31 protein-coding genes and 1 pseudogene are annotated in these 24,752 nt (G+C 64.3%); 8 read left to right on the forward strand and 24 right to left on the reverse strand.

What is annotated here, in order from left to right; translation table 11 throughout:
* Positions 1-183 precede the first annotated feature (183 nt).
* Positions 184-1,197 carry an AraC family transcriptional regulator gene (locus tag GQA94_RS22325; protein WP_047883037.1) on the forward strand — a complete coding sequence of 338 codons (1,014 nt, stop codon included), beginning with the start codon at positions 184-186 and terminating at the stop codon, positions 1,195-1,197.
* Between the two features lie 4 nt (positions 1,198-1,201).
* Here the strand turns inward: GQA94_RS22325 and GQA94_RS22330 are convergent, their stop codons facing one another.
* Positions 1,202-1,837 carry a response regulator transcription factor gene (locus GQA94_RS22330; protein ID WP_042909934.1) on the reverse strand — a complete coding sequence of 212 codons (636 nt, stop codon included), beginning with the start codon at positions 1,835-1,837 and terminating at the stop codon, positions 1,202-1,204.
* On the reverse strand, positions 1,837-4,107 hold the full coding sequence (locus tag GQA94_RS22335; RefSeq protein WP_126588708.1) for a PAS domain-containing sensor histidine kinase: 2,271 nt from the start codon (positions 4,105-4,107) through the stop codon (positions 1,837-1,839). Before GQA94_RS22335 ends, GQA94_RS22330 begins: the two co-directional genes overlap by 1 nt.
* Positions 4,108-4,300: 193 nt before the next feature.
* Between GQA94_RS22335 and GQA94_RS22340 the strand changes: the two genes are divergently transcribed.
* Together GQA94_RS22340 and GQA94_RS22345 are read left to right on the forward strand one after the other, a co-directional pair.
* Entirely contained in the window at positions 4,301-5,959 is a 1,659-nt protein-coding gene (locus GQA94_RS22340) for an acyl-CoA synthetase (protein WP_047883038.1), read from the forward strand.
* A 108-nt stretch (positions 5,960-6,067) separates the two neighbouring features.
* Entirely contained in the window at positions 6,068-7,441 is a 1,374-nt protein-coding gene (locus tag GQA94_RS22345; protein ID WP_047883039.1) for a solute carrier family 23 protein, read from the forward strand.
* A gap of 627 nt (positions 7,442-8,068) precedes the next feature.
* On the opposite strand, the gene GQA94_RS22350 is transcribed toward GQA94_RS22345, so the two are convergent.
* The 15 genes and pseudogenes from GQA94_RS22350 to GQA94_RS22420 form a co-directional block, all read right to left on the reverse strand.
* On the reverse strand, positions 8,069-8,395 hold the full coding sequence (locus tag GQA94_RS22350) for a 2Fe-2S iron-sulfur cluster-binding protein (RefSeq protein ID WP_047883048.1): 327 nt from the start codon (positions 8,393-8,395) through the stop codon (positions 8,069-8,071).
* 10 nt (positions 8,396-8,405) lie between these two features.
* Positions 8,406-8,852 (reverse strand): GlcG/HbpS family heme-binding protein, encoded by a 447-nt coding sequence (locus GQA94_RS22355; protein ID WP_047883041.1) that lies wholly within the window; start codon positions 8,850-8,852, stop codon positions 8,406-8,408.
* On the reverse strand, positions 8,849-9,265 hold the full coding sequence (locus tag GQA94_RS22360; RefSeq protein ID WP_047883042.1) for a tautomerase family protein: 417 nt from the start codon (positions 9,263-9,265) through the stop codon (positions 8,849-8,851). Before GQA94_RS22360 ends, GQA94_RS22355 begins: the two co-directional genes overlap by 4 nt.
* A gap of 63 nt (positions 9,266-9,328) precedes the next feature.
* On the reverse strand, positions 9,329-10,078 hold the full coding sequence (locus GQA94_RS22365; RefSeq protein WP_047883043.1) for an SDR family NAD(P)-dependent oxidoreductase: 750 nt from the start codon (positions 10,076-10,078) through the stop codon (positions 9,329-9,331).
* Between the two features lie 28 nt (positions 10,079-10,106).
* Complete coding sequence (gene dmpG, locus GQA94_RS22370; protein ID WP_177329715.1) at positions 10,107-11,159, reverse strand: 4-hydroxy-2-oxovalerate aldolase; 1,053 nt, start codon at positions 11,157-11,159, stop codon at positions 10,107-10,109.
* Positions 11,156-12,070 (reverse strand): acetaldehyde dehydrogenase (acetylating), encoded by a 915-nt coding sequence (locus GQA94_RS22375; RefSeq protein WP_047883045.1) that lies wholly within the window; start codon positions 12,068-12,070, stop codon positions 11,156-11,158. Before GQA94_RS22375 ends, dmpG begins: the two co-directional genes overlap by 4 nt.
* Entirely contained in the window at positions 12,067-12,276 is a 210-nt protein-coding gene (locus GQA94_RS22380) for a tautomerase family protein (RefSeq protein ID WP_047883046.1), read from the reverse strand. Before GQA94_RS22380 ends, GQA94_RS22375 begins: the two co-directional genes overlap by 4 nt.
* Before the next feature lie 14 nt (positions 12,277-12,290).
* Positions 12,291-12,686, reverse strand: a pseudogene (locus tag GQA94_RS22385) (fumarylacetoacetate hydrolase family protein); the annotation flags it as partial.
* A gap of 167 nt (positions 12,687-12,853) precedes the next feature.
* On the reverse strand, positions 12,854-13,768 hold the full coding sequence (locus GQA94_RS22390; protein WP_001736514.1) for an HD-GYP domain-containing protein: 915 nt from the start codon (positions 13,766-13,768) through the stop codon (positions 12,854-12,856).
* Positions 13,769-13,814: 46 nt separating this feature from the next.
* Positions 13,815-14,084 carry a DUF3391 domain-containing protein gene (locus GQA94_RS23610; RefSeq protein ID WP_302931911.1) on the reverse strand — a complete coding sequence of 90 codons (270 nt, stop codon included), beginning with the start codon at positions 14,082-14,084 and terminating at the stop codon, positions 13,815-13,817.
* A gap of 156 nt (positions 14,085-14,240) precedes the next feature.
* Complete coding sequence (locus GQA94_RS22400) at positions 14,241-14,621, reverse strand: hypothetical protein (RefSeq protein ID WP_001054412.1); 381 nt, start codon at positions 14,619-14,621, stop codon at positions 14,241-14,243.
* The gene (locus tag GQA94_RS22405; protein WP_047883117.1) at positions 14,618-14,944 is read right to left on the reverse strand and encodes a hypothetical protein; all 327 of its coding nucleotides are present in this window, start codon (positions 14,942-14,944) and stop codon (positions 14,618-14,620) included. The genes GQA94_RS22400 and GQA94_RS22405 overlap by 4 nt, the downstream gene beginning before the upstream one ends.
* Positions 14,945-14,967: 23 nt before the next feature.
* On the reverse strand, positions 14,968-15,303 hold the full coding sequence (locus tag GQA94_RS22410; RefSeq protein WP_000741275.1) for a hypothetical protein: 336 nt from the start codon (positions 15,301-15,303) through the stop codon (positions 14,968-14,970).
* 14 nt (positions 15,304-15,317) lie between these two features.
* Positions 15,318-15,653, reverse strand: a complete 336-nt coding sequence (locus tag GQA94_RS22415) for a helix-turn-helix domain-containing protein (RefSeq protein WP_001172026.1) — start codon at positions 15,651-15,653, stop codon at positions 15,318-15,320.
* Positions 15,634-16,011: a type II toxin-antitoxin system RelE/ParE family toxin gene (locus GQA94_RS22420; protein ID WP_003151133.1), complete on the reverse strand. Its 378-nt coding sequence runs from the start codon at positions 16,009-16,011 to the stop codon at positions 15,634-15,636. The genes GQA94_RS22415 and GQA94_RS22420 overlap by 20 nt, the downstream gene beginning before the upstream one ends.
* Before the next feature lie 248 nt (positions 16,012-16,259).
* On the opposite strand from GQA94_RS22420, the gene GQA94_RS22425 reads away from it, so the two are divergent.
* The 4 genes from GQA94_RS22425 to GQA94_RS22440 are packed head-to-tail and all read left to right on the forward strand — an operon-like array spanning position 16,260 to position 20,739.
* Entirely contained in the window at positions 16,260-17,939 is a 1,680-nt protein-coding gene (locus GQA94_RS22425; protein ID WP_003465068.1) for a Mu transposase C-terminal domain-containing protein, read from the forward strand.
* Positions 17,940-17,941: 2 nt separating this feature from the next.
* Complete coding sequence (locus GQA94_RS22430; protein WP_003465065.1) at positions 17,942-18,850, forward strand: TniB family NTP-binding protein; 909 nt, start codon at positions 17,942-17,944, stop codon at positions 18,848-18,850.
* Positions 18,847-20,064, forward strand: a complete 1,218-nt coding sequence (locus GQA94_RS22435; RefSeq protein WP_054471483.1) for a TniQ family protein — start codon at positions 18,847-18,849, stop codon at positions 20,062-20,064. The genes GQA94_RS22430 and GQA94_RS22435 overlap by 4 nt, the downstream gene beginning before the upstream one ends.
* Before the next feature lie 60 nt (positions 20,065-20,124).
* Positions 20,125-20,739 carry a recombinase family protein gene (locus GQA94_RS22440; protein WP_000904941.1) on the forward strand — a complete coding sequence of 205 codons (615 nt, stop codon included), beginning with the start codon at positions 20,125-20,127 and terminating at the stop codon, positions 20,737-20,739.
* 52 nt (positions 20,740-20,791) lie between these two features.
* Here GQA94_RS22440 and merE read toward each other — a convergent pair whose 3' ends face one another.
* The 6 genes from merE to merT are packed head-to-tail and all read right to left on the reverse strand — an operon-like array spanning position 20,792 to position 23,939.
* Entirely contained in the window at positions 20,792-21,028 is a 237-nt protein-coding gene (gene merE, locus GQA94_RS22445; RefSeq protein WP_001087809.1) for a broad-spectrum mercury transporter MerE, read from the reverse strand.
* Complete coding sequence (gene merD / locus GQA94_RS22450; protein WP_003465059.1) at positions 21,025-21,390, reverse strand: mercury resistance co-regulator MerD; 366 nt, start codon at positions 21,388-21,390, stop codon at positions 21,025-21,027. The genes merE and merD overlap by 4 nt, the downstream gene beginning before the upstream one ends.
* Before the next feature lie 16 nt (positions 21,391-21,406).
* The gene (merA, locus tag GQA94_RS22455; protein WP_000136268.1) at positions 21,407-23,053 is read right to left on the reverse strand and encodes a mercury(II) reductase; all 1,647 of its coding nucleotides are present in this window, start codon (positions 23,051-23,053) and stop codon (positions 21,407-21,409) included.
* A complete protein-coding gene (gene merF, locus GQA94_RS22460) occupies positions 23,050-23,295 on the reverse strand; it encodes a mercury resistance system transport protein MerF (protein ID WP_000654684.1) in 246 nt (81 codons plus the stop codon). Before merF ends, merA begins: the two co-directional genes overlap by 4 nt.
* Positions 23,296-23,297: 2 nt before the next feature.
* A complete protein-coding gene (gene merP / locus GQA94_RS22465; RefSeq protein WP_000735441.1) occupies positions 23,298-23,573 on the reverse strand; it encodes a mercury resistance system periplasmic binding protein MerP in 276 nt (91 codons plus the stop codon).
* 15 nt (positions 23,574-23,588) lie between these two features.
* Positions 23,589-23,939 carry a mercuric ion transporter MerT gene (gene merT, locus GQA94_RS22470; RefSeq protein ID WP_001294667.1) on the reverse strand — a complete coding sequence of 117 codons (351 nt, stop codon included), beginning with the start codon at positions 23,937-23,939 and terminating at the stop codon, positions 23,589-23,591.
* A gap of 71 nt (positions 23,940-24,010) precedes the next feature.
* Between merT and merR the strand changes: the two genes are divergently transcribed.
* Positions 24,011-24,445: an Hg(II)-responsive transcriptional regulator gene (gene merR, locus GQA94_RS22475; protein WP_000429838.1), complete on the forward strand. Its 435-nt coding sequence runs from the start codon at positions 24,011-24,013 to the stop codon at positions 24,443-24,445.
* A gap of 17 nt (positions 24,446-24,462) precedes the next feature.
* Here the strand turns inward: merR and GQA94_RS22480 are convergent, their stop codons facing one another.
* Positions 24,463-24,750, reverse strand: coding sequence for an ATP-binding cassette domain-containing protein (locus GQA94_RS22480; protein ID WP_158190221.1), 288 nt, complete (start codon positions 24,748-24,750; stop codon positions 24,463-24,465).
* Positions 24,751-24,752 lie beyond the last annotated feature (2 nt).

Below are 24,752 nucleotides of genomic sequence, written 5' to 3' on the forward strand. Positions count from 1 at the left end.
CTCCCTGCTCAGGTAGAGTTGCCGGATAGCGCGCAGGAAGGCCTCGAGCCGGCCACTGCACCAGCCGAGCACGTCGCCGCTCGCTCGTTCGTAAAGCGCCGCTAGCTTCGCCGCTCACGCAGGCGCCAGCCATAACCAAAGCTGACTAATACTTGACATAAACGGACAATCCGAGAGCCTCACATGTCTTACGAGGGCTACAGCATTTCGGTCCACTTCGCCTGCAGCGCCATCAAGGCGGCGCAGCGCAGTGGGCTCGACGAACAGGCGTTGCTGCAGGAAGCCGGCATCGGCCAGCGCCTGCTCGACAACGCGCAGATGCGCATGACCTCACTGCAGTTCAGCCGGCTGATGCTGGCGCTATGGCGCGTTGGCGACGACGAATTCATGGGCCTTGCGCCCTCCCGTAGCCGCCACGGTGTGTTCGCCCTGATGGCCCGCCAGGTCATCGGCTGTCGTCGCCTGGCCTCGGTCTATTACCGAATGGCGCGCTTTTACAATCTGGTCAACGATTCGCTGCGTCTGGAGCTGGCCGCCGATGGCGGGCAAACCGCTTTCGTGATGCGCCTGGCCGATCCGGAGCATGACCCGGAGCATCTCTTGCGGGAAGTGTTCATGCTGCTCTGGCATCGTTTCGCCAGCTGGCTGGTGGGCCAGCGCATCGGATTGCGGGAGGTGCACTTCGACTACCCGCAACCGGCCAACCATGCCGAGTACAGGCTGATGTTTCCCTGCCCGGCACGCTTCTCGATGCCCGATTGCCGCCTGGTGCTCGACCCTCAATGCCTGGACATGCCGGTGGTCCAGACGCCCGCCACGCTGCGTGAACACCTGCGGCGGGCGCCGCTGGAATGGTTCACGCGCCCGTCCTACCAGGCCGCCTTCACGCGCAGCGTCAGTGACCTGTTCCAATACGATGGCGCGTTCAGGGACCTCGGTATCGAAGCCGCGGCAGCGGCGCTGCATATCACCGAGCGCACCCTGCGGCGGCGTCTTGCCCTCGAAGGTGCCCGCTTCCAGGCGCTCAAGGATGGCCTGCGCCGCGACCTGGCCATCCACTACCTCAGTCAGGCTGGGCTGCCGATCAGTGAAATCGCCCAGCGTCTCGGTTTCTCCGAACCTTCGGCTTTCACCCGTGCCTTTCGTCAGTGGACCGGCGACAGCCCACGCGCCTATCGGGAAGCGGCGCGGGCCTGAACGCCTAGCCGCGCAAGCGCAGCGGATCCACCAGGCGTGCCGCTACGGCCATGCCGACCAGATCGGCCAGGCGCTCGGCCTGCATGCGCTTCATCACCCGGGACCGATAGAGGTCGACGGTCTTGATGCTGATGTCGAGCTGGCGAGCGATTTCCTTGGTGGTGTAGCCCTGCACCAGCGGCAGCAGTACATCGCGCTCTCGCGGGGTCAGGCTGTCCAGGCGGGCCTGCAGGCTGACGTGCTCGCCGGTGCCGCCGGCACGTTCCTGACGACTGAGCGCCTGCTGCACGCTATCGAGCAGTAATTGCTCGTTGTAGGGCTTCTCGATGAAATCCACCGCGCCGGCCTTGAATGCGCGAACCACGATAGGCACATCGGCATGGCCGCTGACGAAGATCACAGGCAACTGCAGCCCGCGCGCGCGCATGGCCTCCTGAACCTGCAGACCGCCCATACCCGGCATCCTGACGTCCAACAGCACGCAGGCGTTATCCGCGCCATTGCAGGCTTCGAGAAACTCCCGCCCGCCGATGAACGGCCTGGCAGACAACCCCACCGACTCCAATAGCCAGACCGTCGAGTCGAGCATGCCCTGGTCGTCGTCGACGATATACACCACCTGCTCGTGAGCATCGCTCATCAGCGTTCCTCTGTTGCTATTGTCTTGATCGGCAGGCAACAGCGCATGCAGAGCCCTCCGTTCTCGCCCGGCTGGCCCTGCAACGCGCCGCCAAACCCCTCGATGATGCTGCGGCTCATCGGCAACCCGAGCCCGAGACCGTCCGGCTTGCGGGTAAAGAACGGCGTAAAGGCCTGCTCGAGTTCCTGCTCATCCAACCCACGGCCCTGGTCCGCAACGGCCAGGACCACCTCATCGGCCTGTCGCTCGGCGCGCAATACGATACGCGACGGCTGCCCCGGGTGGGCTTCGCGGTTCGCTTCTATCGCATTGCTCAAGAGGTTGATCAAGACCTGCTCGAGCAGCACGCGGTCGGCATAGACCCGTGGCAGGTCGGCGGCCAGCACCTGCTCGACGGTCACCTGGGCGGCAGCGGTCTCCCACGCGCAGAGGCGCACCGCGTCGCGCGCGACCTCGGCGACATCGAGCGGCTGCATGCGCCGCTGCCCCTTGCGCAGGAACGCCCGCAAGCGCTTGATCACCTCCGAGGCATGGTTGGCGTGCTCGGTAATCCGCTCCAGGCCCTGGGCCACGCGCTCGGCTGCTTGCGGATTCTGCCCCAGGCTCTGCAGGTAGCGCTGGCTGGCGCTGGCGTAGTTGACCACCGCCGCGAGCGGCTGGTTGATCTCATGCGCGATGCCGGATGCCAGCTCGCCGAGGGTGATGAGGCGCCCCGTATGCGCCAGCTCGTCCTGGTGGCGCCGCTGCTGCGCCTCGCGCAGCTCACGCTCGCTCATGTCGCGGGCCACCAGCGAGTAATAACGCTCGCCGCCGGTCGTCCGATGCGCCAGCAGCACGAGGGAAATCGGCACCGAGGCACCGCCGTCCTGTGCGAGCAGACGCGAATCGCAGCTCCAGACGCCCTCGCGCTCGGCGGTCGTGCGGCCGGTTCCGTGCAGCAGCGCCAGTACCTCGGTATCGAACAGCGCATCGAGCGCCGGCATCTGCCCATCCTGCAGACGCAGCGCTCGCCTTGCCGCCGGATTGAGATACGTCACCCGCCCCTCGGCATCGATGAACAACACCAGGTCAGTGTTTACTTCCACCACCTCGGCCAGACGCCGGCGGTTCTCTTCGGCCTGCACCCGCGCGGTGATGTCGCGCGACACGCTGACCACCTCGACCACCGCGCCGGTATAGGTCTCGCGGATGGCATGGCTGGCGGTCTCGAACCACAGGTAGTGACCATCCCGATGGCGCACCCGGTAGGTCATCGTGTGATAGCCGTCCACCTCCAGCGCGTCGCGGCTGCGCGCCGGCAACTGGGCCCGGTCTTCGGGGTGGAACAGCGTTTCCACGAGCTGGCCACGCAACTGCTCCGGCCAATAGCCGAGCAGCCGCCAGGCCGCTGGCGAGGCGTCGAGAAAGCGTCCATCGGGCGCGTGCCGGGAGATCAGGTCGGTGGTGTTTTCGGTGATCAGCCGATACAGACGCCGGGCGCGTGCCGCATCCCGCTCGGCCAGGACCTGTGCGGTCGCCTCTCGACAGCGCGCGAGCACCCGGTTCTGCGCGGGGTCGGGAACAAAGGTCCAGATCAGGATGCGCTGGTCGTATTCGGCCTCCACCCCTTCGATAGCCCGTTGTTGCGCCAGACAAGCGCCGACCAGCGCGGCGTGATTGACGGGCAGAAAGCGCAGCAGCTCATCCAGAGGGCGATCGGCCAGCAGCGCCAGCAGGGCAGCGTTCAGCTCGACGGGATACGCGTGCTCGTCCAGCAGCAGGCTCGGTTGCGGATCCAGGCCGAGCAACGGCGACTGACGCGCCAGGCCGCTCGCGCATGCGAGCAGGCTGAGCAACAGCTCGCGTACCCAGCTCAGCGAGCAGGGACCGACATCGCCATCGGTGGCAAGCAGCAACAACCCGGGTACGGCTTCATCCAGATCCAGCGCCAGCACGGCGCCCTGAACGATACCTGCCCGGCGCAGGCGGCCGGCAAGCCAGCAGTCCAGCCCACGGACAACGGCGAGGTCGAGCAGGCCCTCGCCGCCGAGCCGCTCATGCAGCAGGCGATCACTGGCCTGCAGCGGATCACCCAGGCCGGGAGGCAGCTGTGCGCCACTGCCCTCATGGGTGTAGATGCCGGCACCGGCCTGCCAGGTCATGTAGTACGCCTGGCGTACCCCGGCGCAGCCGCGCAGCACCCGGCACAGGGCATCGGCGCGCGCGTCGAGCGCTACCTGTTCACGCTGCAGACGCAGCCAGGTGTGAAGGCGAACGGGAGTTGTGCTCATAAGCAATCCGTCTGAAAGGTTGGCCGGGAGAAACCCCCTGGCCCGCACGGAAATAGATATAGGAGTATTACCATATTCGTCCAGCAATACTTCCATATGCCTTCCGACTGATCTATAAGATTTGCAAGCCGCCCGGGAGAAGCTCCCAGGCGATGCAGAACAAGAGCTAATAATCAGCCAAGTGGTGTCTTGCATGACCATCTACGAACAGGGCCTTGCGCCCGCCGCAGTCAACCATGTTGCCCTCAGTCCGCTCAGCTTCATCGAGCGCACCGCCAGCGTTTATCCGGATTACCCCGCCGTGATCCACGGTTCGATCCGTCGCACCTGGGCCGAAACCTACATGCGCTGCCGACGCCTGGCCTCTGCGTTGGCCGGGCGTGGTATCGGCAAGGGCGATACCGTCGCGGTGATGCTGCCCAATATCCCCTCGATGCTCGAGGCCCATTTTGCCGTGCCCATGATCGGCGCGGTGCTCAATACGCTCAATGTACGACTGGATGCCGAAGCCATTGCCTTCATGCTGCAGCATGGCGAGGCCCGGGTATTGATCGCCGACCGCGAGTTCGCCTCGGTCGTGCGCGCGGCCGTCGGGATGCTCGATCACCCGCCGCTCGTGATCGATGTGGACGACCCCGAGTACGGCGAAGGCGAGCCGGTTTCCAGCCTCGACTACGAAGCGCTGCTCGCCGAAGGCGACCCGGCGTTCGCCTGGCAGTGGCCGGAAGACGAGTGGCAGGCGATCAGCCTCAACTACACCTCCGGCACCACCGGCAACCCCAAGGGCGTGGTCTATCACCACCGCGGCGCCTATCTGAACGCGCTGGGCAACCAGATGACCTGGGCGATGGGCAACCATCCGGTGTATCTCTGGACGCTGCCGATGTTCCACTGCAACGGCTGGTGCTACCCATGGACGATTACCGCGCTGGCCGGCGTCCATGTGTTCCTGCGCCGCGTCGACCCGCAGAAGATTCTCGGGCTGATTCGCGAGCATCAGGTCACTCACCTGTGTGGCGCGCCGATCGTGCTCAATGCGCTGGTCAACATGCCCGCTTCGGCCAAAGCCGCCATCGACCACCCCGTGCACGCCATGGTCGCCGGCGCCGCGCCGCCGGCCAAGGTGATCGGCGCAGTCGAGGAAATGGGCATCAAGGTGACGCATGTCTACGGCCTGACCGAAGTCTATGGGCCGGTCACCATCTGCGCCTGGCATGCCGAATGGGACGAACGCCCTCTGGAGGAGCGCGCGGAAATCAAGGCACGCCAGGGCGTGCGCTACCCGACCCTGGAAGGGCTGATGGTGGCCGATCCCAAAACCCTGGAGCCGACCCCGCGCGACGGCCAGACCATCGGCGAGATCTTCATGCGCGGCAACACGGTGATGAAGGGTTATCTGAAGAACCCCAGTGCAACGGCCGAAGCGTTCGAAGGTGGCTGGTTCCATACCGGCGACCTGGCCGTCTGCCACCCGGACGGCTACGTGGAGATCAAGGATCGGCTCAAGGACATCATCATTTCCGGCGGGGAGAACATTTCCACCATCGAACTCGAAGGTGTGCTGTACCGCCATCCTGCCGTGCTGGAAGCTGCCGTGGTGGCTCGACCGGATGAGAAATGGGGCGAAACCCCCTGCGCCTTCATCAACCTCAAGGCCGATCACCAGGCCGTCGACGAAGACGCCATCATCAGTTTCTGCCGCGAGCACCTGGCCTCGTTCAAGGTGCCACGCACCGTCATATTCGGGGCGCTGCCCAAGACCTCGACCGGCAAGATCCAGAAGTACGTCCTGCGCGAACGGGCACGCGACCTGTCGCCACCCCAGCCTGCACCTCTGCGCAATCTGGCCTGACCCCTCTTTTTTCTGCCTGGTACTGCCATCCCGTTGCAGGGATGGCGGCTGCCGGCGGCATCCGTTCACAACAACAAGAAGGCGCCACACGGCGTCAACGGAGGCTCCATGCAACTGTACAAACGTAACGACGGCGATGAACAACCCTGCTGGAAGGCCGGACCGTTCAAGCTTCGCCTGCCCTTCGTGCACTACCGCTGGGAAACCGCGGAGATGCTCCAGGCGCTGATCATGTTCGTGGTCAGCCTGGGCATGATCCCGCTGTTGGAGAAATACCTCGGCCTGCCCTACGAGGTGGCGCTGGCCTACGTGGTGGTGTGCGGCATCGGCTTCATGCTGCCGGCGTTGCTCGGCGTGCCGCTGGTGCCGGGCTGGATCACCCCCGGCATCCCGGTGGTGCTGCTGTTTCTCGGCAACTTCGAGCCGGGGCCGGAGGCGATCCGCGCGCTGTTCGCGCTGCAGATCCTGGTCTGCGTCATCTTCTTCCTGCTCGGGGTCACGCGCCTGGGCAGCGTGATGGTGCGCATCGTGCCCAACTCGATGAAGGGCGGGATCATCATCGGCGCCGGCATCGCCGCGCTGATCGGCGAGATCGAGACCGGCGGGCGCCTGGCCAACACGCCGATCTCGTTGGTGCTGGGCAGCCTGATCTGCCTGTACCTGATGTTCTCGGTGTCGTTCCGCGGGCTTACCGAGCGGGTGCCGCTGGCGCGCAAGATCGTCAACTACGGCATGGTCCCGGGGATGATCGTGGCCATCGTCGCCGGCATCGCGGTGGGCGAGTACAGGATGCCGGACGTGCGCTTCGGCATCACCGTGCCGGCTTTCGACCAGCTCTGGCAGTACCTGCCCTTCACCGCCGGCTTCCCCGACGCCCAGGTGTTCATGCTGGCGGTGCCCACCGCGGTGATCGCCTACATCATCGCCTTCGGCGACATCATCGTCGGCCAGTCGCTGATGCAGCGCGCCGACGAGCTGCGCACCGACGAGAAGATCGAGATCAACGTCGACCGCATCCACCTGGTGTGCGCCATCCGCAACGCCCTGCATGCCTTCTTCGCGCCCTACCCGGGCCTGGCCGGCCCGCTGTGGACGGCCGTGGCGGCGACCATGGCCGAGCGCTACAAGTACGGCAGCAAGGCGATGGAGTCGATCTACAGCGGCGCCGGCACCTTCTGGATCACCGGCTTTCTCGCGCTGTTCGTCCTGCCGCTGGTGAGCTTCTTCCAGCCGGTGCTGCCGATCGCCCTGTCGCTGACGCTGATCCTCACCGGCTACATCTGCCTGATGGTCGGCTTCGAGCAGCTCAACAACAACGCCGAACGCGGTATCGCCGGCACCATGGGTGTGGTGCTGGCGGTGTACGGCGCGGGCTGGGGCCTGGCCGCTGGCGCCGTGCTGTACCTGCTGATCGAGCGCACCCACCTGCTGCGCTTCACCTCCCCCGGGGTGCGCGCCCAGCGCCCCAGCGAAGCCGACTGACCGCCGCCCGCCCCCAAACCTCCCCGCATTGGTCCGCGTGGCCAGTGCGGGCGACTAGAAAAGCCAGTCCTGATGAACAACTACAGCAGGCCATTGCAACAACCTTCCGCGGCGCCCGGCTCAACAGCCGCGAGAAGGAAGGGCTAACCGTCGACTCTGGAAGGCTGGCTGGAGGTGATGAATCAACGCAACTCCTCGTTCCACGATGATATGCGCGCCCCCAAGGACGTCGCGCAACATCGTGTTCAGCCAAGACGCCAGCGATGATTCCTGTTGGTCCTGTTGGTCCTGTTGGTCCTGTTGAAATAGGGGCAGTTGCTGGGAGAACAGCAACGCCTGTTCTAGTCGCTCAATCCCGAAATCACGTCCGCCTAGCACTTCACGCGCAGCGTCGAGGAGTGCCTGAATGTCAACAATCTGAGCAGCTACCTCGTGAATCTCTATAGCCCCGCCGGGCCTTCCTCGATTGATCCAAGAGTTGATGGCGCGAGTTCTCGTCGGTACCCCCATAGCAGCCTCTATAACGTAAGCACCCGGTACTAGGGAGCTCGTCCAGACCGAATGGCCATGCAAGAAAACGAGAAACAACGGTGTGGTCCATTAGCCTTGCAGCGGCCGCCTCGGTCCTTAAGCTTCCGAAATTGGCGCCGCTCGGGCGCATACGCGCTCCTTCATCTTGCCGAGCACCTGCAGGCAAATGTCGCTGTGCGGCATGATCCGGCAGGCTAGCACTATGTCCTGCGCCTGTTCCTCGGCGCTGACGTGGGCCTGGCTCATCACCTTCGCCTCGTAGCTGCCCTGGGTGATCTGCACCTTGCACACACCGCAGCCGCCGCCACGGCAGCCCAGCGGTATGCCGCGCCGACCGAGGCGCGCCATGCCATGCAGGACCGACTCGTGCTCGTCGCAGGGATAGTGCTCGGCGGTGTCTTCGATGGTTATCTGGTGTTTCATCATCGCGCCCTCACTCTGCCGTATTGAGACCCAGCGCTGCCAGCGCCGCGCGGGCGCAGGCTTCGTCCTGCTCCTCGCTGCCGCCGGAAACGCCGACGCCACCGATGCAGCGGCCGTCCGCGACCATCGGCAAGCCGCCGCCGAGCACCACCAGCCGTGGCCGCGTAGTCAGCCCGGCGTGCAGGCGCGGGTTGTCGCCGATCACCTCCAGCCATTGGCCGGTTGGAAAGCCGAAGCTGGCGGCCGTGTAGGCCTTGTCGATGGCGATGCTCTCCGAATGCAGGAAGGCCTCGGCCATGCGCAGATAGGCCAGCGTATTACCGCTGCGGTCGACCAGCGCCACATGCACACGGATGCCCAGCCGCTCGGCGCAGTCCAGCGCCGCCTGCGCGGCCACGGCGGCGCCGCGCCAGTCCAGACGCAGCCCCTGGGGTTGGAGGAATTCGGCCTGCGTCATGGCTCGACCTCCCCTGCCTGCTCGCGCGCCGCGATTTCGGCCGCGCGCAGCAGGTCGGCCGGTATGCCGCCGATCGACCAGTCCTCCGGTTCGACGCGAATGCACAGCCCGCGCACCAGCTGCGGCTGCACATCCAGAATGCGTACCAGTAGTTCGGTGAAGCCGGCCATCAGCCGCCGTCGCTGCTCGAGCGGGCGGCCGTCGAGCACGCGGAATTCAAAATACGGCGCCTGCCTGCCAACTTCGCCGGCCACGGCAAAACACTCGCGCGGGTACAGGCTGATCATCGCCCGGACCCGGTCGATCGGCGCGACAAGTACCTCGCTATATAGCCGCGAGGCTTCGCCTAGCAGCTCGATCTGCTGTTCGGGGCTGGCGCAGCCTTGCGCCAGGTGGAAGTTCACGATGGGCATTGGGGTTGTCTCCACGGCGTCGTTGTAATTGTTCGTCCGCTTCGTTTCGGTTGGCTGCCTGGCTCAGGGCAATCCGCGGCGGCGCCCCGAGTCGAGCATCAGCGTCGAGCCGGTCATCGCGTCGGCTTCCGGCGCCAGCAGCAGCGCCACCGCCCAGGCGACCTGCTCGGGCGTGGTGAAGGTGCCGAGCGAGGACTCCGCGCACATCTCGGCCAGCACTGCCGCGCTGTCGATGCCGCGTTGCCGCGCGCGGTCGGCGGCGACCCGGTGCAACCGCTCGGTGTCGGCCGGGCCCGGGGCGACCAGGTGTGCGGTGATGCCGCGCGCGCCGTAGGCCAGACTCAGCTGGCGCACCGCGTTGACCAGTGCCGCGTTGGCGATGCCGGCCGAGGCGGCGTAGACGGTCGGTTCGAAGCCGTAGTGCCCGCCGATGGCGACCAGCCGCGAGCCGGCGCGCAGATGCGGATCGACCGCACGCACCAGCCGCAGCAGACCGCCGACCTTGATGTTGACCGCATCCACCAGCGCCGCAGTGGGCGCATCGAGGATGCCACCGGCGACTGCCACGCCCGGCCCGTGCACCACCATCCGCACCGGCCGGTCGAGTGCCGCAGCGATGGCCGTGACCGACTCATCGGCAGCGATGTCGGCGACGCAGGGAATCACCCGCGGATACTGCGTGCGCAACGCCTGCAGCGGCGCTTCGCTGCGCGCCACAGCGAGCACATCGAGGCCGCTGTCGATCAGCCGCGCGACGATCCGCCGCCCGAAGTCGCCCGAGGCCCCCACCACCACCGCCAGTTCGTTGGCCACTGTCCGCCCTCCTGCGCTGTGCGTGGCATCAGGCCCGGAAGGCGATGCCGCGCTCCTTGGCCATGGTCATGGCGGTGTCCGGGATCATGTCTTCCTGGCCGCCGATCATCTTCTTGCGGCCCAGCTCGACGAGGATGTCGCGCGCCGGCACGCCGAAGCGCTCGGCGGCCCGCTTGGCGTGCAGCAGGAAGGTCGAGTAGACGCCGGCATAGCCGAGGGTCAGCGACTCGCGGTCGACCCGCACCACGTGCTCCATCATCGGCACGATGATCTCTTCGGCGACGTCCATCAGCTTGAACAGATCGGCACCGGTTTCCATGCCCATGCGCTCGCACACGGCAGCGAAGACTTCCAGCGGCGTGTTGCCGGCACCGGCACCAAGGCCGGCCACCGAGCCGTCGATGCGCGTCGCGCCGGCCTCGATGGCGGCGATGGAGTTGGCGATGCCCATGCCCAGGTTGTGGTGGCCGTGGAAGCCGATCTCGGTCTCGGGATTGAGCACTGCATGCAGCGCCCCGACCCGCGCCTTGACGTCCTCGGGCAGCATGTAGCCGGCCGAATCGGTGACGTAGACGGTCTGCGCACCGTAGGACTCCATCAGCTTGCCCTGCTGGGCGATGCCTTCGGCGTCGTTGAGGTGCGCCATCATCAGAAAGCCCGAGGTGTCCATGCCCAGCTTGCGCGCATAGGCGATGTGTTGCGGCGAGGTGTCGGCCTCGGTGCAATGGGTGGCCACGTGCACGCTGCGCGCGCCGCAGTCGTAGGCCGATTGCAATTCCTTCATGGTGCCGAGGCCGGGAATCAGCAGCACCGAAACCTTGGCCTGCTTCATCTGTGCCGCGACGGCGCTGATGTATTCCTCGTTGCTGTGCGGCGCGAAGCCGTGCTGCAGCGAGTTGCCGCCCAGCCCGGCGCCGTGGGTGACCTGGATATAGGGCACGCCGGCATCGTCCAGCGCGGTGGCGACCTTGACCATCTGCGCGACGCTGATCTGCTCACGCTTGGCGTGCATGCCGTCGCGCAGGCACATGTCATGCAGGATGACCTTGCGGCCTTTCAAACTGTTGGACTGACTCATCACGCAACCTCCACGGCAGGCAGCTGGATTTTTCCGGCAAGGATTTCCTCGGCGAACATCTCGGCAGTACGGGTGGCGGCGGCGGTCATGATGTCGAGGTTGCCGGCGTACGTCGGCAGGTAGTCGCCCAAACCGGCCACTTCGAGGAATACCGAAACCTTGTTGCCGTCGAAGATCGGCCCGTTGACTAGGCGGTAACCCGGCACGTACTTCTGCACCTCGCCGATCATCTCGAGGATCGAGGCGGTGATGCGGTCGCGGTCCGGCTCCTCGTCGGTCAGGCAGTAGACGGTGTTGCGCATCATCATCGGCGGCTCGGCCGGATTGATGATGCACAGCGCCTTGCCGCGCCGCGAACCGCCGACCTTGCAGATCGCACCTGAGGTGGTGGTGGTGAATTCGTCGAGGTTGGCGCGGGTGCCCGGACCGATGGATTTCGATGCCAGGCTGCCGATGATTTCCGCGTAGTCCACGCTCTGGATGCGTGACACCGCATAGACCACCGGGATCGTCGCCTGACCGGCGCAGGAGATCATGTTGACGTTCATCTCCAGCTTCTCGGCGTGCGCCTTGAGGTTCACCGGCGGCACGCACAGCGGGCCGATGGCCGCCGGGGTGAGATCGACCATCAGCACGCCGAGGGCGTTGAGCTTGCGGCTGTTCTCGGCGTGCACGTAAGCGCTGGTGGCGTCGAAGGCGATCTGGATGCCGTCTTCGAGCACGTGCGGCAGCAGGCCGTCGACGCCCTCATGAGTGGTTTTCAGGCCCATTTCACGGGCGCGCTTGAGGCCTTCGGACTCGGCGTCGATCCCTACCATCCACATCGGCTCGAGCACCGGGCTGCGCATGATCTTGTAGATCAGGTCGGTGCCGATGTTGCCCGAGCCGATGAGTGCGCATTTGATCTTTTTCATTGTGCCTGCTCCCGTTTCGCGGCGCGTTGGGCCAGCGTCATGCCGCCGACATAGAACTCGCCGCTGCCGTGTTCGGTGATGAGGATCCGTACCGTTTCCGGCGCGCAGTCGAGACTCTCGGCAACCGCCGCGGTGACGGCGGCGGCGACGCGACTCTTCTGCTCGTGGGTGCGCCCCTCGACCATGTGCATTTCGATGATTGGCATGAGTGGTTCTCCGGTTAGTCGACGAAGCGCATCGAGACGCTGCCCAGGTCCTGGAAGCGCGCGACCACGTTGTCGCCGGGCTTCACCGCCACGGCTTCGGTGATTCCGCCGCTCATCACGAAGCTGCCGGCCCGCAGGCTCTCGCCCAGCTCGGCGAGGATGTTGACGACCATCGCGATGGCCTCGGCCGGATGCCCCATGACCGCCGCCGACGCACCGGTGGCGACGATCTCGCCGTTGATCTCGATCACCACGCCAAGGGTGCGCAGGTCCAGATCCTCGACGTAGCGCGGGCGACCGCCGCCGACGAAGCGCGCCGACGAGGCGTTGTCGGCAACCACGCTGGCGAGGTCGAATTTGAAGCCGGAGAATCTCGAGTCGATGATCTCCACCGCCGGCAGCACGTAGTCGGGGATGTAAGCCGGAACCCCAGAAATTTCCGTCACCCTAGTTGGGTGGGCTCAACACTCGTGTCACCAGCTACCTTCTGGAGAATCGAGCTCGGCCATCCCTCCCTGGACGGGCATCGCTCGACGATGTTCAACGGCTCCCTCACGGGGCCGTCGTTTTGTGGGGGCTATTCCATCCACAAGTCGTCGAGGTTCTTGAAGTTCCAGAGCGTCGGGTCTTCGGGGCCAGTGATACTGTCCTTGCAACTCGTGGCCGCCAGGTCGATGGTCTGCATCGGGATCGGCTCTCTCGAGCGTAGCGAGAAGAACACGCGAACCTTGGGAGTCAGCAGTGATTCCATTCCCGGCTCAACGACAACGGCCAGACGCTGAGAGGACAGGCGAACCAAGGAGCCGACGGGGTAGATGCCCACGGCCTTGACGAAGGCGTGGAAGATGCGTTTGTCGAAATGGCCCTCCCACTTGGCCATCTGCCGCATCGCCGCGGACGGGTCCCACGGCTTTTTGTAGGCTCGCTCCGACGTCACGGCATCATAGACGTCGCAGATTGCGCCCATGCGGGCCAGGAGTGAAATGGCGTCACCGGCCAAGCGATCCGGGTAGCCGGTTCCGTCGATCTTCTCGTGATGGTGCAGGGCAATGTCCACCACCCCGGGCTCGGCCCCGCCTGCGCGCAGCATCTTTGCGCCCTCCACAGGGTGGCGCTTCATGATGGCGAACTCGGCATCGGTGAGCTTGCCTGGTTTGTTAAGCACTTCCAGCGGCATCGCGGCCTTGCCTAGGTCGTGCATCAGTCCGCCGATGCCAGCCAGGCGCGTTTGCTCCTCGTCTAGATCGAGATGCCGGGCCAGCGATAGCATCAGGGCGCAGACGGCAACCGAGTGCAGGTAGGTGTAATCGTCGTGCGTTTTGATGCGTGCGACGCTGATGAGGGCATGAGGTTGGCGCAGCACCGAGGCAGCGATTTCTCCGACCAGCGGCAACGTCGTGCTTGGGTCGACGGCCTTGCCAAGCCGGGCTTCCTGGAACATGTCCATGACTTGGGACTTGGCCGCAAGACAGAGTTTCCGTGCATAACACATTTCGCTCTCCATTGAGGTTGCGCCGTCACTTTTCTTGCTTAGTGGACTAGACGGCAGAGATTGCTCCTCCGACAATTCTCTGGGCTCTGGGCTCTGGGCTCTCTGGGCTCTCTGGGCTCTCTGGGCTCTCTGGGCTCTCTGGGCTCTCTGGGCTCTCTGGGCTCTCTGGGTCGACTTGGCTTTTGGCCAAGTCGACCCAGACCTCCCCGACGCCACATTCTCGAATGGCAGAGAGATCCTGAGGCTCGGTCAGCAGGAAGCTGCCGCGCCAGAATGGGTGTCGAACCCAAGAGCCGGCGAGCTTGTGGATGTACATGCCGAGACGAAGCTCGGATACGGGAATGCGTTTTACCAACTTATTTTCCTTTCTGAGTTGGGTGGTTAGGCGTGCGCCGAGGCTGGCACCCAGCGGTAGAGCGGAGGTAAGGTCACGCCAAGATTCTTGGATCAGCCGGAACCGCCGAAATTTCCGTCAGCCGATCAACATGGCTTTGTCTCGCGCTCGGTCGATGCGTTCCTGCATCGCCTGCATGACTTCTTCGTGGGTGTACGACTTGGCGTTGGGGTCGTCGGCCTCTCGGAGAGCTTCCTCGACCTCGCGGGTCATCCGCGCATATTCTTCCGGCCACAGCGCTTGCTCCATGCGCAGCGACGCCTGCCCAAGCAGGTGCAGCAGGCCGAACAGCCGCATGTCATTGGTGGCGACGACGTGCTCTCGAATCCGCTCCTGGATCACCTCGCAGGCCCGATGCGCCTCTGGCGTCGCCGTGCCCTCGTAGCCGGCTGGGAGTTCTGCTTCTTCAGCGATTCGCGCCCAAGCGATAGCCAGCGCCTCGATGGTGGACAGGTTCATTTGCTCATCCACTTGCGCAGCAGACGCTTTTTCAGGGAGGCGCGCTCTTGCGGATTGCGTCCCTTGTGGTTGGCAATGCGATCCGCCGTGGCGGCCTGGCGCTTGATGGGCCAGTAGGAGCGGCCATCCTTACCCATCGACCAGACGTTGCTGACCTGGTTTTCCAGTAGAGGCAGATGGGCGCATAGAGCTTTCGGCGACGCGCTGGCCAGCGCGGTGCGCTCGTGGGTTCGCCAGCGCTGATGCCAGAGTTTCTTGTCCTCGCGCTCGCTACGGCAGGTCGTGTGCCCAACGATGGGCGTTTTGCGGCGGCTGCGGCTCATGATGTGGTTGTCTCCAAGAACATTCAGGACAGGCTTTCTGGGTAGAGCGCCGTCAACCGGGACAGGGTTTCTTGCACTTGTTCCAGCGAGGTCATCAGATGATCAACCTGATCCTGAAGATCCACGGCGAGATCAAATAGCTCAGCCACTCGGCTGCGTGATCCCTCGTTGAACGCGGCCATTGCCAGTTGATGCAGCTTCAACAGGTCGGTGCGCAGTTGCGGAGGTGCGCCGTCTGCGCTGTCATTCAAATCGCCGCGCAGCACGTCCACGGCATCGACTGCACGCAGCAGTGCCGTGGTATCGAAATTCTCGGGAGTCAGTTCGTCCCATTCGTCGTCGGTGATGCGGGCTGCCATCAGGAGAGCTCCGATTAAGCGGTTGCGAGCGTTAGATGCCCGATCGGCTCGGCTGCTGGCCGTACCTTGATTTCGATGTCGTAGCCGAGGCGATTCAGACAATCCATCAGCTTGCGTTCGGATAGATTGGTGAAGTCGCCGCGCATCATGCCCGACACCTTCGGTTGCGGGATGCCCATGCGTTTGGCCGCCGCTTGTTGAGTCAGCCCAAGGGCGCGCATGGCCCTCCTGATCTCGACCACCAGGCCGGTCTTGATCTTGAGCTTTTCAGCGTCAGGCAGTCCAAGGTCGGCAAAGACGTTGCCCGAGCTGCGCTGAACCTCGACGCCTTCAATGATTCGTTTTTGCATTTCGTAGCTCCTGTGCCAATACCTCGGCCACCTTCAGCCGAGCGCGGATGATGTCCATGTCGGCCTTTGGCGTGGCGATTCCGCTCTTGCTCTTCTTCTGGAAGCAGTGCAGGACGAACACCGCTTCCGCAAACTTGACCGTGTATACCGCTCGATAGGTGCCGCCGGCATCGTCTTCGACGACCTCCAGCACGCCGGCACCACCGAACCCCTTGAGCACCTTTGCTGCGTCATCCTGATCGCCTATCTGCGCCAACGAGAGCGCGTAACCGAAACGGCGACGCACGTCGGACGGCAACGCCATCAAATCCTTGTGGCTGCTCGCGATCCATTCGAGCGGTTTTTCTTTGTTTGTCATGACGGAATTTTATACCTGTTCAGGTAATGATGTAAACGCGGCAACCTCAAGGAGGTGTCGTAAAACATTTGTTTTGCGACAGGCTGTCAGCCGCCGCTGTGCTACTGTCGTTTTCAGAAGACGACCGCACCATCTGACTGGATGTAACGCCTGGTGTGCATACGGCTCCTGACAGCCCAATATCAGGAGTCGTCTGCACCAATCTCGACTATGCTCAATACTCGTGTGCACCAAAGCGAGGTTTGGGCATGACATCAGACACTCCACCGATTGCCGCGCAAGGCGTGGCCACCCTGCCCGACGAGGCATGGGCGCAAGCCCGGCACCGGACGGAAATCATCGGGCCACTGGCAGCGCTTGAGGTGGTCGGGCATGAAGCCGCCGATGAGGCAGCCCAAGCGCTGGGCCTGTCCCGGCGACAGGTATATGTCCTGATCCGTCGCGCCCGGCAGGGTACTGGCCTGGTAACAGACCTGACGCCCGGCCGATCCGGCGGCGGCAAAGGCAAGGGGCGCTTGCCGGAACCGGTCGAGCGCATCATCCGCGAGCTGCTGCAAAAGCGCTTCCTGACCAAGCAGAAACGCAGCCTGGCGGCGTTCCACCGCGAAGTCGCGCAGGCGTGCAAAACCCAGAAGCTGCCGGTGCCGGCGCGCAACACCGTGGCCCAGCGGATTGCCGGACTACACCCGGCGAAAATAGCCCGCAGCCGGGGCGGGCAGGACGCTGCCCGTCCCTTGCAAGGCGCGGGTGGCATTCCGCCCGAAGTCACCATGCCGCTGGAACAGGTGCAGATCGACCACACCGTCATCGACCTGATCGTGGTCGACGAGCGCGACCGGCAACCGATTGGCCGCCCATATTTGACCCTCGCCATCGACGTGTTCACGCGCTGCGTACTCGGCATGGTGGTCACGCTGGAAGCGCCGTCCGCCGTCTCGGTCGGCCTATGCCTCGCGCATGCCGCCTGCGACAAGCGGCCCTGGCTGGAAGGGCTGAATGTGGAAATGGACTGGCCGATGAGCGGCAAGCCCAGGCTGCTCTATCTGGACAACGCGGCCGAGTTCAAAAGCGAAGCGCTGCGCCGTGGCTGCGAACAGCATGGCATCCGGCTGGACTATCGCCCACCAGGCCAGCCGCACTACGGCGGCATCGTGGAACGGATCATCGGCACGGCGATGCAGATGATCCACGACGAATTACCGGGGACGACCTTCTCCAATCCCGGCCAGCGCGGCGAGTACGATTCCGAGAAGATGGCCACCCTGACGCTGCGCGAGCTGGAGCGCTGGCTCGCGTTGGCGGTAGGCACCTATCACGGCTCCGTGCACAACGGCCTGCTCCAGCCGCCGGCCGCGCGCTGGGCCGAGGCCGTGGAGCGCGTTGGCGTCCCGGCCGTCGTTACCCGCCCCACCGCGTTTTTGGTCGATTTCCTGCCGGTGATCCGCCGCACCCTGACCCGCACCGGCTTTGTCATCGACCACATCCACTACTACGCCGACGCCCTCAAGCCGTGGATTGCCCGGCGCGAGCGCTTGCCCGCCTTCCTGATCCGGCGCGATCCGCGCGACATCAGCCGCATCTGGGTACTGGAACCGGAAGGTCAGCACTATCTGGAGATCCACTACCGCACCTTGTCCCATCCGGCCGTCACCCTCTGGGAACAACGCCAGGCGCTGGCCAAATTGCGTCAGCTCGGGCGCGAGCAGGTGGACGAGTCGGCGCTGTTCCGCATGATCGGGCAGATGCGCGAGATCGTGACCACCGCCCAGAAGGCCACGCGCAAGGCGCGGCGCGACGCTGATCGCCGCCAGCACCTCAAGACGTCGGAGCCACCGGCCAAGCCCATACCGCCGGATGTGGACATGGCTGACCCGCAGGCAGACAACCTGCCGCCGGCCAAACCGTTCGATCAGATCGAGGAGTGGTAGCCGTGGACGAATATCCCGTCATTGACCTGTCCCACCTGCTGCCAGCGGCACAGGGTTTGGCCAGGCTGCCGGCAGACGAGCGCATCCAGCGCATTCGCGCCGACCGCTGGATCGGCTACCCGCGCGCGGTCGAGGCGCTGAACCGGCTGGAAACTCTGTATGCGTGGCCGAACAAGCAACGCATGCCAAACCTGCTGCTGGTCGGCCCCACCAACAACGGCAAGTCGATGATCGTCGAGAAATTCCGGCGGGCGCACCCGGTCGGCACCGACGCTGACCAAGAACATATCCCGGTGCTGGTCGTGCAGATGCCGTCAGAGCCATCGGTGATCCGCTTCTATGTCGCGCTGCTGGCTGCGATGGGCGCGCCGCTGCGCCCGCGCCCACGGCTGCCGGAAATGGAGCAACTGGCGCTGGCCCTGCTGCGCAAGGTCGGCGTGCGCATGCTGGTGATCGACGAACTGCACAATGTACTGGCTGGCAACAGCGTTAACCGGCGCGAGTTCCTCAACCTGCTGCGCTTCCTCGGCAACGAGCTGCGTATCCCCCTGGTCGGGGTCGGCACGCGCGAGGCGTACCTGGCCATCCGTTCGGACGATCAGTTGGAAAACCGCTTCGAGCCGATGCTGCTGCCGCCGTGGGAGGCCAATGAGGACTGCTGCTCGCTGCTGGCCAGCTTCGCGGCGTCACTCCCGCTACGGCGGCCATCCCCGATTGCCACGCTGGACATGGCCCGCTACCTGCTCACCCGGAGCGAAGGCACCATCGGCGAGCTTGCACATCTGCTGGTGGCGGCGGCCGTCGCCGCCGTGGAGAGTGGCGAGGAAGCGATCAACCACCGCACGCTCAGCATGGCCGACTACATCGGCCCCAGTGAGCGGCGGCGACAGTTCGAGCGGGAACTGATGTGAAGTCCGCGCCGCGCTGGCCGCTGCATCCGGCACCCAAGGAAGGCGAAGCCCTGTCCTCATGGCTCAACCGGGTCGCCGCCTGCTACCAGATGGACGTGCACGAGCTGCTGGCCCACGATCTTGGTCACAGCCAACTTGATGACCTGGATACCGCACCATCCTTGTCGTTGCTGACGGCGCTCTGCCAGCGCAGTGGCGTCGAGCTGGAGCGGTTGCGCAGCATGAGTCTTGCAGGCTGGGTGCCGTGGCTGCTCGACAGTCTCGACGATTCGGTACCAGCAGCCTTGGAAACCTATACATTCCAATGCGCGGTGCTCCTGCCCAAGCGCACCCGCAAGGTGCGGTCCATCACTCGCTGGCGTGCCTGGCTACCGAGCCAGACGATTCGCCGGGCGTGTCCGCAGTGTCTGAACGATCCAACGAATCAAGCTGTGCTACTCGTCTGGCAGCTCCCCTTGATGCTGAGCTGCCCGCAGCATGGCTGCTGGCTGGAGTCCTACTGGGGCATGCACGGCCGGTATCTTCAGTGGGAAATCGCCGATGCTGCGCCGCGCCCTGCCGATGACGCAATCGCCTGCATGGACCGGCGCACCTGGCAGGCGCTGACGACGGGTTTTGTGGAGCTGCCGCGTCGGCGTGTCCACGCCGGCTTGTGGTTCCGGCTGCTGCGCACCCTGCTTGATGAGCTGAACACGCCGCTCTCGCACTGCGGCAGTTGCTCGGCGAGCATCCGCCATGTCTGGGAGCGCTGCGGCCATCCGCTGCGCGCCGGGCAGAGTCTGTGGCGTCCCTACGAGATTCTGGCCCCGGCGGTGCAGTGGCAGATGCTGGAGGCGGCGGCCACCGCCATCACGCTGATCGAGTCAAAGGCGCTGATCCCGCGCGGGGAACAGGCCGCGCTGTTTCAGACGGAGCCGCACACTGGTTTCACCAACGGCCTGCCGGCGAAGGTGCCGAAGCCGGAACCCATCAACCACTGGCAACGAGCAGCCCAGGCCATCGATGAGGCCATCATTGAAGCGCGACACAACCCGGAGACGGCCCGCTTGCTGTTCACACTGGCGTCCTACGGGCGACGCGACCCCGAATCCCTGGAACGTTTGCGCGCCACGTTCACCAAGGAGGGCATCCCGCCGGAGTTTTTGTCACATTACGAGCCTGAATGGCCGTTTGCAGGTCTTAGACTAAATGACGGGTTAAGTGACAGTTTTTGACGGCGAGAACTTTCTGGCTCACACTGTCACATAATCGAACGTATATGTGACAGGTACGACATGCTGATAGGCTACATGCGGGTATCGAAGGCGGACGGCTCCCAGGCTACCGATTTGCAGCGCGACGCGCTGATTGCCGCCGGGGTCGATCCAGTACATCTTTACGAGGACCAGGCATCCGGCATGCGCGAGGATCGGCCCGGCTTGACGAGCTGCCTGAAGGCGTTGCGAACTGGCGACACACTGGTCGTGTGGAAACTGGATCGGCTCGGACGCGACCTGCGACATCTCATCAACACCGTGCACGACCTGACTGGGCGCGGCATCGGCTTGAAGGTATTAACCGGGCACGGCGCGGCCATCGACACCACGACCGCCGCCGGCAAGCTGGTCTTTGGCATCTTCGCCGCCCTGGCCGAGTTCGAGCGCGAGTTGATCGCGGAGCGCACGATTGCCGGCCTAGCCTCGGCCCGCGCGCGCGGGCGGAAAGGCGGCCGGCCGTTCAAGATGACCGCCGCCAAGCTGCGGCTGGCGATGGCGGCAATGGGTCAGCCAGAGACCAAGGTCGGCGACCTGTGCCAGGAACTTGGCGTCACGCGGCAGACCCTGTATCGGCATGTTTCACCCAAGGGTGAGCTACGTCCAGATGGCGAGAAGCTACTCAGCCGAATTTGATGCCGGCATGAGGCAACGTAGCGACAGCGTGGTTTGTCTCAATGGGAAGCGCTCATGATCGATCTTTGAAGGCCCGCAGCAGTCGTGTCACAGACAGGACGAACAAACCGGTCAGCGTGAGGGCTGCGATACCCCAGTACTCTCCGATGAACGCGCCGGCCGTCGTGCCGGCCAGCACAATGGCGAGAATCGGCAAATGGCAGGGACAGGTGAGCACGGCCAGCGCGCCCCACAGGTAGCCGGTGATCGGTTTGTGCGTCTCGGACGGCAAGCGCTCGGGGCTGTTCATGGCAGACTCTCCGCGTGCTGTGCCGGCTCGGTCGGCATGGTGGCCAACTGCACCTCCAGATCGGCCAACGCTTCGCGCCGACGCTCGACGAACTGGCGCAGAACGGCAAGCTGCGCGGCCGCTTCATCGCCGTCCGCAGCATCCAGCGCCCGGCACAGCCGCGCCAGCGCGTCCAGGCCGATGCCCGCCTCGAAGGCCGCCCGCACGAAGCACAGCCGTTGCAAGGCGGCATCATCGAACAGGCCATAGCCGCCCGGGGTGCACGCCACCGGACGCAGCAATCCGCGCAGCAGGTAGTCGCGCACGATATGCACGCTCACCCCGGCATCAAGGGCCAGCCGGGACACGGTGTAGGCGCTCATTGAAAACCTCCTTTTTTTATCCAGCGCAGCAGGAAAGCTGCTTCACGTCCTTGTTGAAGGTCTGCGCCGCAAGCTTCAACCCCTCGACCATTGTCAGGTAGGGGAACAACTGGTCGGCCAGTTCCTGCACCGTCATGCGGTTGCGGATGGCGAGCACCGCCGTCTGGATCAGTTCGCCCGCTTCCGGGGCCACCGCCTGCACGCCGATGAGCCGTCCGCTACCTTCCTCGATGACCAGCTTGATGAAGCCGCGTGTGTCGAAGTTGGCAAGCGCTCGCGGAACGTTGTCGAGTGTCAGCGTGCGACTGTCGGTCTCGATGCCATCGTGGTGCGCTTCCGCCTCGCTGTAGCCCACGGTGGCGACTTGCGGGTCGGTGAACACCACTGCCGGCATCGCGGTCAGATTGAGGGCTGCGTCGCCGCCGGTCATGTTGATCGCGGCACGGGTGCCGGCGGCCGCTGCCACGTAGACGAACTGCGGCTGGTCGGTGCAGTCGCCGGCCGCGTAGATGTTCGGGTTGCTCGTGCGCATGCCTTGGTCGATAACGATGGCCCCTTGCGCATTGACAGTGACCCCCGCCGCGTCCAGCGCGAGGCTGCGCGTATTCGGTGCCCGACCGGTGGCAACCAGCAACTTGTCAGCGCGCAATTCACCGTGTCCGGTGGTCAGCACGAATTCGCCGTTCACATGGGCGACCTGGCTGGCTTGCGTGTGCTCCAGCACCTCGATGCCCTCGGCGCGGAAAGCGGCTGTCACGGCCTCGCCGATGGCCGGGTCTTCCCGGAAGAACAAGGTGCTGCGTGCCAGGATCGTGACCTGGCTGCCGAGCCGGGCAAAGGCTTGCGCCAGTTCCAACGCCACCACCGACGAACCGATCACGGCCAGGCGTGCGGGAATGGTGTCGCTGACAAGCGCTTCGGTGGAAGTCCAGTAGGGTGACTCTTTCAGGCCCGGAATCGGCGGCACGGCCGGACTGGCACCGGTGGCGACCAGGCAGCGGTCGAACGTTACCTCGCGCTCGCCACCCTCGTTCAAACGGACGACCAGGCTCTGGTCGTCCTTGAAACGCGCTTCACCGTGCAAAACGGTGATGGCTGGATTGCCGTCCAGGATGCCTTCGTATTTGGCGTGCCGCAGTTCATCGACACGGGCCTGCTGCTGGGCCAGCAGTTTGCTGCGGTCAATCGCAGGCACAGTTGCCGCAATACCGCCGTCGAACGGACTTTCCCGGCGCAGATGGGCAATATGGGCAGCGCGGATCATGATCTTGGACGGCACACAGCCGATATTGACGCAGGTGCCGCCGATGGTGCCGCGTTCGATCAGCGTGACCGTCGCGCCTTGCTCGACGGCCTTCAGCGCCGCCGCCATCGCGGCCCCGCCGCTGCCAATGATGGCGATATGCAAACCGGCGCCCTCAAGTGCATCACGGATTTTTGGTTCATCTTTGAAATCACCAACCCGGATCGAGCCTTGATAACCCAATGCGGCGATGGCGGCCAGCAGTTGGTTGTGGCTCACGGCGGTGTCTGCCATGACTTGCGCGCGGCTTTCTGGATAGGACACCACAGCGGCATTCACGCCGGGAATCTTTTCCAAAGCATCTTTGACATGGGTGGCGCAGGATGTGCAGGTCATGCCATTCACGGTGATTTCGGTCATTTTTTTACTCCATTGAATTTCGGGGTGCAGCAGGCATCGGCTTGGCGTTTTCGTTGGATGGCGTAGATGGTCAAGCCGATGAAAATCGCCAGCGCAGGCAGCAGCACATAGTCCAGATAGCCGGTCAGCGCGGACAAGCCGACCACACCGAGCAAAATGACCAGAACAGGGGTGAAGCAACACAGCGCCACGAGGGTTGTGCCAATGATGCTGACCCGCAGCAGTGTCTTCGGGTCTTTCATGATCAGTTCTTGACTGATGATGGGTAGCCCGCATCCTCGGTAGCCTTGGTCAGTTTCTGCACGCTGGTCTTGGCATCATCGAAGGTGACCACCGCTTCGCGCGTCTCGAAGGTCACGTCAACTTTACTGACGCCATCGACCTTGGAAATCGCCTTCTTGACAGTGATCGGACAGGCCGAGCAGGTCATGCCCGGTACGGACAGCGTAACGGTCTGGGTGGCGGCCCACACGGGGGCAACAACGGCAGCGAGGGCAAGGGCGGAAAGCAGCTTTTTCATGGTGAACTCCTGTGATCAATAGAAAAATGGCACGACGTAGGGAAATCCGAGCGCGACCAAAACCAGCACGGCCACGCCCCAGAAAATGAGCTTGTAAGTAGCTCGCACTTGGGGAATCGCGCAAACCTCACCCGGTTTGCAGGCGGCTGACGGCCGGTAGATGCGCCGCCAGGCGAAGAACAACGCCACCAGCGCCACGCCGATAAAGATGGGGCGATAGGGTTCCAACACCGTCAAGTTGCCGATCCAAGCGCCGCTGAACCCCAAGGCGATCAGAACCAGCGGCCCGAGGCAGCAAGCCGAGGCGAGGATGGCGGCCAGCCCGCCAGTGAAGAGCGCGCCGCGCCCGTTTTGAGGTTCAGACATACGTTTGTCCTTTCGAATCTGAATTGGATAGCTTAAGCTTACTTCCGTAGTTATGTACGGAGTCAAGCGATATGGAAAACAATTTGGAGAACCTGACCATTGGCGTTTTCGCCAGGACGGCCGGGGTCAATGTGGAGACCATCCGGTTCTATCAGCGCAAGGGCTTGCTCCCGGAACCGGACAAGCCTTACGGCAGCATTCGCCGCTATGGCGAGACGGATGTAACGCGGGTGCGCTTCGTGAAATCAGCCCAGCGGTTGGGCTTCAGCCTGGATGAGATCGCCGAGCTGCTGCGGCTGGAGGATGGCACCCATTGCGAGGAAGCCAGCAGCCTGGCCGAGCACAAGCTCAAGGACGTGCGCGAGAGGATGGCTGACCTGGCGCGCATGGAGGCCGTGCTGTCTGATTTGGTGTGCGCCTGCCATGCGCGGAAGGGGAACGTTTCCTGCCCGCTGATTGCGTCACTGCAAGGGAAGAAAGAACCGCGCAGTGCGGACGCGGTGTAGCCCGAGGGAACTACGCCTTAGCGTGCTTTATTTTCCGTTTTCTGAGGCGACTCCATATTGCGTTTTTCCGGGGCGACAAACAGGCCCTGGCGGCTGTCGGCGACGGCCCGCTGGCCCAGCAGCAGGGTGCCGCTGTCGGGCTCTTCCAGCCCGGCAATGCAGCGCAGGGTGGTGGTCTTGCCGCAGCCACTGGGACCGAGCAGGACGAAAAATTCGCCGTCCTGAATATGCAGATCGAGTTGCTCGATGGCGTTGACGCGACCATCGAAGGCCTTGCGAATCCCGTTGAGAGTGACACTGCTCATGC

The sequence above is a fragment of the Stutzerimonas stutzeri genome, assembly GCF_009789555.1.
Classification (GTDB): Bacteria; Pseudomonadota; Gammaproteobacteria; order Pseudomonadales; family Pseudomonadaceae; genus Stutzerimonas; species Stutzerimonas stutzeri_R.

Excerpts from the sequence above, each read along its gene's own strand:
- GQA94_RS22335 (WP_126588708.1), bottom strand. The coding sequence starts at position 4,107 with ATGAGCACAACTCCCGTTCGCCTTCACACCTGGCTGCGTCTGCAGCGT.
- GQA94_RS22380 (WP_047883046.1), bottom strand. The coding sequence starts at position 12,276 with ATGCCAATCATCGAAATGCACATGGTCGAGGGGCGCACCCACGAGCAG.
- GQA94_RS22330 (WP_042909934.1), bottom strand. The coding sequence starts at position 1,837 with ATGAGCGATGCTCACGAGCAGGTGGTGTATATCGTCGACGACGACCAG.
- merF (WP_000654684.1), bottom strand. The coding sequence starts at position 23,295 with ATGAAAGACCCGAAGACACTGCTGCGGGTCAGCATCATTGGCACAACC.
- GQA94_RS22355 (WP_047883041.1), bottom strand. The coding sequence starts at position 8,852 with ATGACGCAGGCCGAATTCCTCCAACCCCAGGGGCTGCGTCTGGACTGG.
- GQA94_RS22375 (WP_047883045.1), bottom strand. The coding sequence starts at position 12,070 with ATGAAAAAGATCAAATGCGCACTCATCGGCTCGGGCAACATCGGCACC.
- merD (WP_003465059.1), bottom strand. The coding sequence starts at position 21,390 with ATGAGCGCCTACACCGTGTCCCGGCTGGCCCTTGATGCCGGGGTGAGC.
- GQA94_RS22440 (WP_000904941.1), top strand. The coding sequence starts at position 20,125 with ATGCTGATAGGCTACATGCGGGTATCGAAGGCGGACGGCTCCCAGGCT.
- GQA94_RS22390 (WP_001736514.1), bottom strand. The coding sequence starts at position 13,768 with ATGTGTTATGCACGGAAACTCTGTCTTGCGGCCAAGTCCCAAGTCATG.
- GQA94_RS23610 (WP_302931911.1), bottom strand. The coding sequence starts at position 14,084 with ATGTACATCCACAAGCTCGCCGGCTCTTGGGTTCGACACCCATTCTGG.
- GQA94_RS22480 (WP_158190221.1), bottom strand. The coding sequence starts at position 24,750 with ATGAGCAGTGTCACTCTCAACGGGATTCGCAAGGCCTTCGATGGTCGC.
- merR (WP_000429838.1), top strand. The coding sequence starts at position 24,011 with ATGGAAAACAATTTGGAGAACCTGACCATTGGCGTTTTCGCCAGGACG.
- GQA94_RS22360 (WP_047883042.1), bottom strand. The coding sequence starts at position 9,265 with ATGCCCATCGTGAACTTCCACCTGGCGCAAGGCTGCGCCAGCCCCGAA.
- GQA94_RS22350 (WP_047883048.1), bottom strand. The coding sequence starts at position 8,395 with ATGAAACACCAGATAACCATCGAAGACACCGCCGAGCACTATCCCTGC.
- merE (WP_001087809.1), bottom strand. The coding sequence starts at position 21,028 with ATGAACAGCCCCGAGCGCTTGCCGTCCGAGACGCACAAACCGATCACC.
- GQA94_RS22345 (WP_047883039.1), top strand. The coding sequence starts at position 6,068 with ATGCAACTGTACAAACGTAACGACGGCGATGAACAACCCTGCTGGAAG.
- merP (WP_000735441.1), bottom strand. The coding sequence starts at position 23,573 with ATGAAAAAGCTGCTTTCCGCCCTTGCCCTCGCTGCCGTTGTTGCCCCC.
- GQA94_RS22405 (WP_047883117.1), bottom strand. The coding sequence starts at position 14,944 with ATGAGCCGCAGCCGCCGCAAAACGCCCATCGTTGGGCACACGACCTGC.
- GQA94_RS22425 (WP_003465068.1), top strand. The coding sequence starts at position 16,260 with ATGACATCAGACACTCCACCGATTGCCGCGCAAGGCGTGGCCACCCTG.
- merA (WP_000136268.1), bottom strand. The coding sequence starts at position 23,053 with ATGACCGAAATCACCGTGAATGGCATGACCTGCACATCCTGCGCCACC.
- GQA94_RS22415 (WP_001172026.1), bottom strand. The coding sequence starts at position 15,653 with ATGCAAAAACGAATCATTGAAGGCGTCGAGGTTCAGCGCAGCTCGGGC.
- GQA94_RS22420 (WP_003151133.1), bottom strand. The coding sequence starts at position 16,011 with ATGACAAACAAAGAAAAACCGCTCGAATGGATCGCGAGCAGCCACAAG.
- GQA94_RS22410 (WP_000741275.1), bottom strand. The coding sequence starts at position 15,303 with ATGGCAGCCCGCATCACCGACGACGAATGGGACGAACTGACTCCCGAG.
- GQA94_RS22400 (WP_001054412.1), bottom strand. The coding sequence starts at position 14,621 with ATGAACCTGTCCACCATCGAGGCGCTGGCTATCGCTTGGGCGCGAATC.
- GQA94_RS22340 (WP_047883038.1), top strand. The coding sequence starts at position 4,301 with ATGACCATCTACGAACAGGGCCTTGCGCCCGCCGCAGTCAACCATGTT.
- GQA94_RS22325 (WP_047883037.1), top strand. The coding sequence starts at position 184 with ATGTCTTACGAGGGCTACAGCATTTCGGTCCACTTCGCCTGCAGCGCC.
- merT (WP_001294667.1), bottom strand. The coding sequence starts at position 23,939 with ATGTCTGAACCTCAAAACGGGCGCGGCGCGCTCTTCACTGGCGGGCTG.